This window comes from Phenylobacterium sp., assembly GCF_036501465.1.
In the GTDB taxonomy this organism is placed as follows: domain Bacteria; phylum Pseudomonadota; class Alphaproteobacteria; order Caulobacterales; family Caulobacteraceae; genus Phenylobacterium.
On record NZ_DASYAF010000046.1, the window covers coordinates 49,550 to 59,764 of the forward strand.

At 71.1% G+C, this 10,215-nt stretch carries 11 protein-coding genes and 1 tRNA gene; 5 read left to right on the forward strand and 7 right to left on the reverse strand.

What is annotated here, in order from left to right:
* The first annotated feature begins 170 nt into the window (after positions 1-170).
* From VGL85_RS04900 to VGL85_RS04915, 4 genes are all read left to right on the forward strand, one after another.
* The gene (locus tag VGL85_RS04900) at positions 171-1,094 is read left to right on the forward strand and encodes a PEPxxWA-CTERM sorting domain-containing protein (RefSeq protein ID WP_331586582.1); all 924 of its coding nucleotides are present in this window, start codon (positions 171-173) and stop codon (positions 1,092-1,094) included.
* 134 nt (positions 1,095-1,228) lie between these two features.
* Positions 1,229-2,137 (forward strand): PEPxxWA-CTERM sorting domain-containing protein, encoded by a 909-nt coding sequence (locus VGL85_RS04905; protein WP_414695178.1) that lies wholly within the window; start codon positions 1,229-1,231, stop codon positions 2,135-2,137.
* Positions 2,138-2,344: 207 nt separating this feature from the next.
* Positions 2,345-2,421 (forward strand) — tRNA-Met (locus VGL85_RS04910).
* Positions 2,422-2,449: 28 nt separating this feature from the next.
* The gene (locus VGL85_RS04915) at positions 2,450-3,502 is read left to right on the forward strand and encodes a tetratricopeptide repeat protein (RefSeq protein ID WP_331586584.1); all 1,053 of its coding nucleotides are present in this window, start codon (positions 2,450-2,452) and stop codon (positions 3,500-3,502) included.
* Here VGL85_RS04915 and VGL85_RS04920 read toward each other — a convergent pair.
* Positions 3,495-4,118, reverse strand: a complete 624-nt coding sequence (locus tag VGL85_RS04920; RefSeq protein ID WP_331586586.1) for a class I SAM-dependent methyltransferase — start codon at positions 4,116-4,118, stop codon at positions 3,495-3,497. The genes VGL85_RS04915 and VGL85_RS04920 overlap by 8 nt on opposite strands.
* Before the next feature lie 29 nt (positions 4,119-4,147).
* Positions 4,148-5,191: a DUF2125 domain-containing protein gene (locus tag VGL85_RS04925; RefSeq protein WP_331586588.1), complete on the reverse strand. Its 1,044-nt coding sequence runs from the start codon at positions 5,189-5,191 to the stop codon at positions 4,148-4,150.
* Positions 5,192-5,216: 25 nt separating this feature from the next.
* Here VGL85_RS04925 and VGL85_RS04930 point away from each other — a divergent pair, with 25 nt between their 5' ends.
* The gene (locus VGL85_RS04930; RefSeq protein WP_331586590.1) at positions 5,217-5,759 is read left to right on the forward strand and encodes a gamma-glutamylcyclotransferase; all 543 of its coding nucleotides are present in this window, start codon (positions 5,217-5,219) and stop codon (positions 5,757-5,759) included.
* On the opposite strand, the gene VGL85_RS04935 is transcribed toward VGL85_RS04930, so the two are convergent.
* The 5 genes from VGL85_RS04935 to VGL85_RS04955 form a co-directional block, all read right to left on the reverse strand.
* The gene (locus tag VGL85_RS04935) at positions 5,736-6,434 is read right to left on the reverse strand and encodes a lysophospholipid acyltransferase family protein (RefSeq protein ID WP_331586606.1); all 699 of its coding nucleotides are present in this window, start codon (positions 6,432-6,434) and stop codon (positions 5,736-5,738) included. The genes VGL85_RS04930 and VGL85_RS04935 overlap by 24 nt on opposite strands.
* Entirely contained in the window at positions 6,431-7,060 is a 630-nt protein-coding gene (locus VGL85_RS04940) for a YdcF family protein (RefSeq protein WP_331586593.1), read from the reverse strand. Before VGL85_RS04940 ends, VGL85_RS04935 begins: the two co-directional genes overlap by 4 nt.
* 47 nt (positions 7,061-7,107) lie before the next feature.
* Positions 7,108-8,001, reverse strand: a complete 894-nt coding sequence (locus VGL85_RS04945; RefSeq protein WP_331586596.1) for an ABC transporter permease — start codon at positions 7,999-8,001, stop codon at positions 7,108-7,110.
* Complete coding sequence (gene ftsE, locus VGL85_RS04950; RefSeq protein ID WP_331586598.1) at positions 7,998-8,750, reverse strand: cell division ATP-binding protein FtsE; 753 nt, start codon at positions 8,748-8,750, stop codon at positions 7,998-8,000. Before ftsE ends, VGL85_RS04945 begins: the two co-directional genes overlap by 4 nt.
* A 128-nt stretch (positions 8,751-8,878) precedes the next feature.
* The coding region (locus tag VGL85_RS04955; RefSeq protein WP_331586600.1) for a DUF1254 domain-containing protein at positions 8,879-10,215 on the reverse strand (1,337 nt) is incomplete at its 5' end.

Sequence of the window (10,215 nt, forward strand, 5' to 3'; positions counted from 1 at the left end):
TCGCTGCGCCGGCAGGCTCGAAAATTCGCCTCTCCGGCGAGTCGCCTTGTGGCCAGGCTCCCATCGCTTTACACGGTATCTTAACCATAAGGGCGAGGGGGCTCGCCCGATTGGCCTAGTACGCGGAAGCCGCCCGGCTTCGGCTAGTGATTTTCCCAGGGGGATCGAGAGTGTTCAAGTCCAGGATCAGTTCTGTGGTGAGCGGCGTGGCTCTGGCTGTGGGTCTGGGGGCCCTGGCGTTCGCCTCTCAGGCGTCGGCGACGGATACCAATCCGACCTCGCCCGACATCCTGCTCAAGAGCGCGACCATGGTGACGACCTACACCGCCAATGTGGGGACGAACGCCTCGAACCAGGTCGACGCCTATTCGAACGGCGTGACCTTCAGCTACCAGAACTCGAACGCGCTGGGGCAGCCGATCGGCGGGACCAGCGCGACGGTCTACACGCTCTACGGCTTCTGCGTGGACATCACCCATGACATGTTCATCAACACGCCGCTGGGCTACACCTACGCCGACACCTATACGCCGGTGACCGGCCCGATCGGCGATCCGCTGCCGACCGATTTGGACAGCCCCACGGCCCATCCGATCTCACCGGCGCAACTCACCTCGCTCACCAAGCTGATCGACACCGGCTGGCTGCTGCACGAAGGCGAAACCGGCCAGAACCAGGCCTACATCAACAACGCGAACCTGCAGCTGGCGGCCATCCAGGCGGCGATCTGGAAGGTCGAAGGCGGCTTCGTCACATTGAACAACCAGTACGCGGTGGCGGGCGCCAACGTCGGCGGCGCGATCACCGGCGCGGCGCCGGTGGACACGGTCAACGATCCCAGCGGTCAGTGGACCTATCTGGACTACTTCAACGCCTATTCGACGGGCGCCTTCACCAACCTGGGCGACGACAACGACAGCTTCTACACGATCCAGGAAGTGCTGCCGACGCAGGGCGGCAATCAGGCGTTCGCCATCGGCTGGCCGCTCCCGGGCGTGCCGGAACCGGCCACCTGGGCGATGATGCTGGTGGGCTTCGGCGGCCTGGGTGCGATGCTCCGCCTGCGGCGTCGCCGGGTGGCGCTCACCGCCTGATCCAAGGCGAAATCCGGAGTTGCGATGGGGCGCCCTCGGGCGCCCCATTTGCGTTTGGCCGCACCCGATCCACTCGCCTCTGGCACGAGCTTTGCCGGAAATCCCAACGACACGATCAAGTTGGGACAAACACCGTGAACAAGATGAACCTGACGTCGGCGCTCCTGAAGACCGCCGCCCTGACCGCCGGCCTTGCCGTGCTGGGCGTCGCGGGCCAGGCCGCCGCCTCGACCGAGATCAAGATCGAAAAGACCGCGATGGACGAGTCCTACACGGCGACCCTCACGAACAACACGACTCACGCCCATGAGACCGCCTACGCCAACGGCGTGACCTTCACGGTCCAGAACTGGGATCCGACGATCACCAACAGCCATCACCAGGTGGTCGGCGGGACCGTGGGCTCGGTCTACACGCTGTACGGGTTCTGTGTGGACATCTACCACGACATCTCGATCGGCAATCAGAGCTTGATCTACAACGACAACGAGAACCTCGCGACCGGCCCGGTCGCCGACCCGCTGCCGAACAACTTCGCGCCGGGCACGACGCCGACCTCGGTGGACATCAACGCCACCCAGCTCCACGCCCTGACCAACCTGATCGACACCGGCTATGAGCTGCACGCCAGCGAAACCGGCCAGACCAGCGCCTACATCAATAACGTCGAGATGCAGCTGGCGGCAATCCAGGCGGCGATCTGGCAGGTCGAGAACACCGGCGACACGATCACCGTCAACAACGGGACGCACACGACCGGAGCCACCAGCTATGGCGGCGCCATCAGCGGCGCGGGCCTCACCTACCAGCAGTACTTCAACGACTATGTGTCGGGCAGCTACACCAGCCTGGCCGACGCCAACGACAGCTTCTACACCATCGTCCAGGCGTCCCCGAACTACGACCAGCACCAGGCGTTCGCCATCGGCTGGCCGATCCCGGGCGTGCCGGAACCGGCGACCTGGGCGATGATGCTGATCGGCTTCGGCGGCCTGGGCGCCCTGCTGCGCGCCAAGCGCCGGCAGGCGGTCCTGGCGGTCTGATCGCCCCCGGATCATTGACGACAAGCGAGCTTGCGACGGGGCGTCTTCGGACGCCCCGTTTGCGTTGGGCGCCGCCCGCGCGGCGGCTGCGTCTCATGGGCGGCTTGCTGGGCGGCGGACGAGACTCTATAACCCGCGCCTCCCTCGCGAGGCCGCGCCCGGGCACAGGTCCGGACGCTGTCGCAGACAGGCTCTCGGGGAGCCGATGGCTGGGTAGCTCAGATGGTTAGAGCGGTGGATTCATAACCCACAGGTCGGCGGTTCGATCCCGCCCCCAGCTACCACCCCAAAGGACGCGGCGGGATCATCCGGGTGACGAGCGAGACGCCTCCGCTGGAATTGGCCTCGGCCCTGCACGTGGCCGGGCGCCTGGCCGAGGCCGAGCCGATCTATCGCCGGATCCTGCAGGGCGACCCGCGCGAGCAGACCGCGCGCAACAACCTGATCGCCCTGGTCCGCGCCCAGGAGCGCTGGGCCGAGGCCGAGGCGCTGCTGCGCGAGGCGATCGAACTCGCCCCCGACGATGCGGAGTTGCGCCAGCGCCTGGCTGTCGCCGTCCTCGCCGACGGCCGCTACGCCGAGGGCTGGCCGCTGTTCGAGGCGCGCCGCGACCCGCGCCTGAGGGAATATGTGAAGACGCCGCCGCTGCCGATCCCGGAGTGGGATGGCGGGCCGGTGGAGGCCCTGCTGGCCTGGCCCGAGCAGGGGTTCGGCGACGCCATCCAGTTCGCCCGCTTCCTGCCGGTGCTGGCGACGCGCGGGATCCGTGTGACCGTGCTCTGCCGTCCCGAGTTGCTCACCTTGTTCCAGGACGCCGGGCTGGCGGCCTATCCCGCCCAGGGCGGCGCCGAGCTTCCCGCCCAGCAGGCCTGGTCGCTGATGGGCTCGCTGCCGGGCCGCATGGGGGTGACGCTGGAGACCCTGCCGCCGCCATTGCCGATCCGGGCCGAGCCCACGCGGCGCGGCGGCATCGGGATCATGACGAGCGGCCATTCGGGCCACCGCAACGACGCCAACCGTTCCCTGCCGCCAGCGGCCGCCGCGGCGCTGATGGCCCTGCCCGGTGCGGTCAGCCTGGACCCGCGCGATAGCGGCGCCCGCGACTTCCGCGACACCGCCGGCCTGATCGCCGGCCTGGACCAGGTGGTGAGCGTGGACACCGCCGTCGCCCACCTGGCCGGCTCGATGGGCAAGCCGACCGCGGTGCTGCTGCCCCGGCTGAACACCGACTGGCGCTGGCTGCGCGGGCGGACGGACTGCCCCTGGTATCCCAGCCTGACCCTCTACCGGCAGGCCGAGGCGGGCGACTGGGAGCCTGAGCTGGTGGCGGTGAGGCGCGACCTGGCGGCCAAGGGCCTTATCTGACGGTCGCCGAACCCCACTCGTTCCAGGCGGCGATCTTCGGGGTCTTGGGCACGTACATGGTCTCGCGGTCGGTGAGGCTGAAACCCGCCGCCTCAATGGCCGAGCCCACCGGCCTGGTCAGGTGGCAGCCGCCGGCGATGCGTTTCCAGAGCGGTTCGATCCGCCGCTGCCAGCGGGCGACCCCGGGATCGGGCGCCAGGCCATGCTCGCAGAACAGGAACCGGCCGGCGGGCTTCAGCACGCGCCGCGCCTCGGCGAGTGCGGCCGCCGGCGTACACACCGAGCAGAGGGTGAAGGTGCAGACCACGGTGTCGAAGCTGGCGGCCTCGAACGGCAGGGCCTCGGCGTCGCCGTCCTCCACCTGTACCGTCAGGCGCTCGTCGCGCGGGGCGGCCAGGGCGGCGGCCCGCAACGCGGCGGCCGGGTCGACGCCTACCACCGCGCTCACCTTCGCTGGGTCGTAGTAGGCGAGGTTCAGGCCCATGCCGATCCCTAGCTCCAGCACCCGGCCCTCGGCGCGCGGCACGACCTTGGCGCGCTGGCGCATGATCGGGCTGGAGCCGCAGGCGCAGCCCAAGAGCTTCGGCAGGATCGTGCGCTCGTACCAGGACGCCATGGCCATGTCCCCCCAATCAGCCGGCTTAGTCAGCGCGGATCATAGACCTTCGGCGCGGGGCCGAGCGAGACCGGACCGAACGTCGTGCGCCCGGCCTGGAAATTGATCTCGGCCTCGATGGCCTCGCCGTCGGCCAGGCGTGCGCGGGCCACGGCGGAGGCGGTCTGGGCGGCGTCGGCGCCGATCAAGTTCTCCGCGGCCAGGGCGTCGAAGGCGCGTGGCGCCTGGGCGGTGGTGACGTTCAGCACGCCGCTCGCCCGGCCGTCGGGGCCGACGGCCAGCGTCCCGGACCGGACGCCCACCAGCGGGCCGCCGGCGCTGATCCCGGCGTTGCGCACAGTCATCGTCCCGCCGGCCCGGGCCCAGTTGCGCACCGCGTCCGGCCAGGTCGCGCCGCGGAAGGCGCTGACCTTCGACAGCGTCGAGTTCCACTGCATCGAGACCGGCCGCTCGCCCGCCAGGCGGCCGAGCAGGGTCCCGGGCCGCGCCTTGCCGCCCTCGAGGCTCAGGAACACCCCGCCCTCGTCGTCAGGGCCCTGGCGCAGGTGGAACTCGGCGCGGTCGGCCGCGGTGAGCGCGAAGGGCTGGGCGCCGGGCGCGGGCGTGAAGACGAGCTTCGTCCCCTCGAAGGAAAAGTTCGGCGGATGGTTCTGCAGATGGCTCAGGCTGGCGCGGATCAGCTCGCCCTTGACCGCCACCGGGCCGCCCACGGGGCGCACGAAGGTGATCCCGGCCGGCGCGGCGACGAGCCAGAGCGTGGGCGCATGCATATAGGCCTCGCCCTCGATCCGCGGCGCCTCCAGCGCCCAGCCCGACGGCTCGCGCACCGAAACCTCGGTGATCGTCACGTCGATGCGGAAAGGGAAGCCGCCGATCTCGCGGTCCTTCCAGGCCAGGTGGTAGCCGGCGCGGTTCCAGGCGTCGCGGTAGGCGTCCATCCGCCGGGCAGCCTCGCCCCGGGCCCAGAACCAGGCGGCGGACCAGGCGATGACGAACAGGCCGACGAGGACGAAGGGAATGACGACGACGGCGTGTCGGGATTTGCCGCTGGGCGGCGGATCGGGCAGAGACATGGGAGCCTTATAGTCGCGGTGGGCGATGTCGGACGAGTTCTGGGTCTTCGGCTACGGCTCGCTGATGTGGCGGCCAGGGTTCCCGTTCGTGGAGCGCAGCCCCGCGACGCTCAAGGGGCGCCGGCGCGCCTTCTGCATCTATTCCGTCCACCATCGCGGCACCTATGAGCGGCCGGGGCTGGTGCTGGGCCTGGCGCCGGGCGGGGCGGTGCGCGGGGCGGCCTACCGGATCGCGCCCAAGGACTGGCCGGAGGTCTACGCCTATCTGATCGAGCGCGAGCAGCCGACCGAGACCTATGTGGAGGCGAGGCGCCGGGTGCGGCTGGCCGACGGGCGCTGGGTGGAGGCGCTGATCTTCCTCTCCGACGTTACCCATCCGCAGTGGGCGGGCGCGCTCAGCCTGGAGCGGCAGGCTGAGCTGATCGCCGGCGCCACGGGGCTGTCGGGCAGGAACATCGACTATCTGCGCGACCTGGTGGAGCACCTGGCGGAAGAGGGCGTGAAGGACCGCGGGATGCAGAGGCTGCTGGTGATGGTGGAGGGGCTAGAGGCTCAGCAGCCGGTTTGACGCCGTCTCGATCCGCTCCTCCAGCACCCGCATGAACTCGGCGCGCTTCAGGCCGGGCGGGATCGGCTCCAGGTACTCGAAGACGATGGTCCCCGGCGTGCGCAGGAAGGATCGCCAGTGGACGCCGGAGTTGGTGGCCACCGGACAGACCGGGACGTCGAGCTCGCGGTAGAGGGCGGCCACGCCGGGCTTGTAGTCGCCGGCCACCCCGGGCGTGCCGCGATGGCCCTCGGGGAAGATGACGATCTGGCGGTCCCTGGCGAACAGCGTCTTGGCCTCGCGGACCATGGCCTTGAGCGCGCTGGCGCCGGCGCTGCGGTCGACGTCGATGGTGCCCACCTTGGCGGCGTACCAGCCGAACCAGGGGATCAGGTTCAGCTCCTTCTTCATCACGAACACCGAGGCCGGCAGCCAGGTGAACTGGGCGAAGACGTCGAACATGCACTGGTGCTTGGGCGCCACCAGGGCCGCGCCGGCGGGAATGTGCCCGCGGCCGCGCACCTCGACCCTGACGCCGCAGATCCGCAGCAGCAGGACCAACCCGCGGCCCCAGAGATGGAACATGGCCAGCGTCCAACTCGCCGGGGCCAGCAGGATCGGCGTGCAGACGAGCGCGATGGCCACGCTCCACACATAGAACAGCAGGTGGAAGGCGAGGGAGCGGACGACGGTCAGTGCGGAACCTCCTGATACGGCGCCTGGACGGGCGTGGCGCGCGGGCCCAGGCCCAGCACCGCCTCGCGGCCGAGGATCGCCAGATATTTGCTGTACTCCACCACCATCAGGCGAACCGCACCGGGCGAGCGCCACCAGTGGCGCACCTTGAGCGCCGGCGTGGGCGTGGCCCAGGTCTGCAGCGTGAAGGCTGGCGGGCGCAGCACGGCGCGCAACTCCAGCATGGCGCGCGGCATGTGGTAGTCGGAGGTGACCACGATCAGGCTCCGGTAGCGCATGGTCCGCGCCCAGTCGGCGGTCTCGCGCGCGTTGCCGACCGTGTCGGCGGCGGTGAAGCCCAAGTCCACGCAGCAGTCGTAGAGCCGGCGCACCGCGCCGGTGGCGTTGCGCAGCTGGTCGCGGGTGACCTCGCGGTTGACGCCGCTTACCAGGACCCGCTGGCCGAGCCGCTGGGTCAAGAGGCCGACGGCGGCGGCGATGCGCTCGTTGGAGTTGGCGCCGGTGAGCGCCACGATCCCGTCGGCCGGGGCCGGCGGGGCCTGGTCGGCGGTGGAGCGCTGCACCCGGTCGGCGAAGGCGAACAGGCCCGCCACCCAGATCATCGCCAGCACCAGGAGGGCTGCCAAGGTCCTCAAAGGGGGGTCCTCAAGGCCGGGTCCTCACCGCCAGGTCCTCACGGCATGTCCCGGATCAGCCGCGTGGCGGTGAACTGCGCGGCGGCGGCGGCCACGGCGGCGGCGATCAGCGGGCAGGGGATGACGGCCAGGATGTCGGTCCAGGCGAAGGGTAGGGCCGGGGTGATGCCGCCGCCGCCGCCGGCGATCCGCAGGCCCGCGCCCATGGCCGCCGCCGCGCCCGCGCCCAGCAGGCCGGCCAGGCCCGCGACCCGGGCGAAGCGCACCTGGAACAGCCGCGCGATAAAGCCGTCCTCGGCGCCGGCCAGGTGCAGCACCTCGACCACGTCGCGCCGCGCCGCCAGGCCCGCGCGGGTGGCGAAGGCGACCACCGCCCCGGCGGCGGCGGCGATCAGCAGGAAGATGCCCGCGCCCAGGGCCTCCACCACGCCGCCGGCGCGGCGGATGTCCTTGATCCAGATGGAGTGGTCGTCGACCGTGGCGTCGATGTTCTGGGCGGCCAGCGCCGCCTTCAGCCTGGCCGCCGTGGCCGGGTGGCGCCCGTCCAGGGTCACGGCCACCAGCCTGGGCACCGGCAGGTCCTCGATGTCGCTGACGTCGCCCAGCCAGGGGCGGATCAGGTCGTAAGCCTTGGACGGTTCCAGCGCACGGGCCTCGGAGACGCCGGCGGTCTCGGCCAGGGCTTCGGCGGCGCGGGCGGCGGCGGCGTCGGGCGTCTCGCCGCCGCGCGGGCGGACGATGACGGTGGCCTCGCCGGTGAGCTGACCGGTCCAGCCGGACGCGGCGCGGTCGGCGGCGATCACGGCCATGGCGGTCAGGCAGGCCAGGAAGCAGAGCACCGCCACCACGAAGATCAGCGAGCCGTCACGCTCGTCACGCTCCGGCAGGAAGGGCGCGGGCCGCCAGCGATGATGGTCGAAGGCCTCGCTCATGCCAGTGGCCCGAGCGGGAGCGGTCCGGCGCGCGGGGCCGGCGGCGGCCGCGGCGTGATGCGGCCGTTCTCCAGATGCAGCACCGGGCGGCCGGAGCGGGCGATCAGGTCCTGGTCGTGGGTGGCGATCAGCACGGTGGCGCCCAGCCGGTTCAGCTCGACGAACAGGCGGAAGATGCGCACGGCCATCTCGTGGTCGACGTTGCCGGTGGGCTCGTCGGCCAGGAGGATGTCGGGGCGATTGACCACGGCGCGCGCGATGGCCAGGCGCTGGCGCTCGCCGCCCGCCAGCGTCGAGGGCATGGCGTCCATCCGCTGGCTGAGGCCCACCCAGGCCAGGAGCTCGGCCACGTCGTTGCGATAGTCGGGCGGCTTGCGCCCGGCGATGCGCAGGGGCAGCGCGGCGTTGTCGAACACCGACAGGTGGTCCAGCAGCATCTCGTCCTGGAACACCACCCCGATGCGGCGGCGCAGCTTGGGCTTCTCGCTGGCCGGCGCGTGGGCCACGTCGCGGCCGAACAGGTGGACCAGGCCCTTGGACGGCCGGGCGGCCAGGTAGATCAGCTTCAGAAGCGAGCTCTTGCCCGCGCCGGACGCGCCGGTGACGAAGTGGAAGGATCCGGGCGCCAGGGCGAAGTTGAGGTGGCTGAGCACGTCCGGCCCGTGGCCGTAGCGCATCGAGACATCCTCAAAGCGGACGACGTCTTCGGCGCTTCGGCTTGCCGCGGCGGCGAGGGGGGTTCTGGACATGGAAACCGAAATCGGCGGACCTCGGATAGGAGGCTGCGGGAGCGCCCGATTCGACTGTCATGACATAGAACACCGTCCCCGGCTGTCCCGCAATCTCCGGGGGCGTGGTCTTTGGGCGCGAAGCGGCCTCAGGCCCGCACGACGTCCGGCACGCGGTAGATCCCGGTGGCAAGCTCCGGGCGCGGGAGATAGGCGCGCAGGCTGAGCACCATCGGGCGGCCGCTGGACGGCGCGGGCAGCCAGTTCGCGCGATGCGCGGGGCCGGGGTCCTTGGGCGCGATCAGGATCTCCAGGGCGCCATCGCGGCCGCGCACCAGCCCCGGCGTGCGGTCGCCGATCGCATAGCGGTCGATTGGGTTGTCGACCAGGAACCCCTGGCCCTCCGGCGTGATCTCATAGGCCGTCAGCGACCAGAAGGCGTCGACCGGCGGGGTCTGGCCGGCCGGGAAGCGCAGCCGCCAGGCGACCCGGCTGTCGATCTCGTCATGGCCCTGGGCGTTCAGCGCGCGCATGTAGACGGCCTCCTCCAGCGGCATGGCGGCCAGGCCGGAGAGCGCCACCTGGGCGCGGTAGTCGTAGTCCTGGCGGAAGTCACCCAGGTCCTGGCGCGGGAAGGCCCAGCCGCCGCGTCGCTCGCCGGCGTCCGCCGCGCCCTTGGCGAAGGCCAGCGCCTCGGCGATCCCTGCCTCGATCTCGCGCCCCTGGGCGGCATCGAAGCGCGACGGGTCGAAGGTTCCGGCGGGCGTCAGGCCGAGGGCCGAGGTCTCGTGGAAGACCTTGAGGTCGGTGGCCGGCGGCGGGCTTTCCTCGATGAGGGCCTGCAGGCCGGCGAACAGCTCCGGCCAGGGCGCAGAGCGGGCGGGATAGGCGAGGGGCTCGCGCCCCGCCGGGCCCTCCAGCTTCAGGCCATCCTGCACGGCGTGGGCGGCGGCCATGTCCCGCGGCCCGTCGACCAGGGTTCGGCCGAGCGCCCAGACCCAGTCGGTGGGCGCGCGGATTGCGCCCTTGGGACCCGCCCCGTTTGGGCCGACGATGGTGACCACGCCGCCGTCGCCGCCCATTGTCCGTGTGCCGAGCAGGACGAAGTTGTTGGTGTAGGCGTCCATCAGGGCGAGCGAGAAATAGCGGTCGCCGGTGGGCGGCAGGGTGACGGTCACCGGTCCCTGCGACAGGTCCAGCCAGGCGGTGGAGTAGAGGGTGTCGACGTTGGGCTGGGTGACGGTCCGCTGCTTGGGGGTGGCGAGCGCGCGGGCGTGGCGGAAGGCGTTGGCGCGCTGGCCGGCCTCGAAGGCGCGGCGTCGCACCTGGGCGATCTCGATCAGCGGCAAGCCGTAGATCATCATCCGCCGCGCAGCCTGGCGCAGCGGCAAGGGCGTCGTCGCCGCCAGGCCGATCGCCGGGACAGACAGGCTCGATCCGACCAAGAAGATTCTCCGGTTCAAATGGATTCCGCGTACGGATGTCA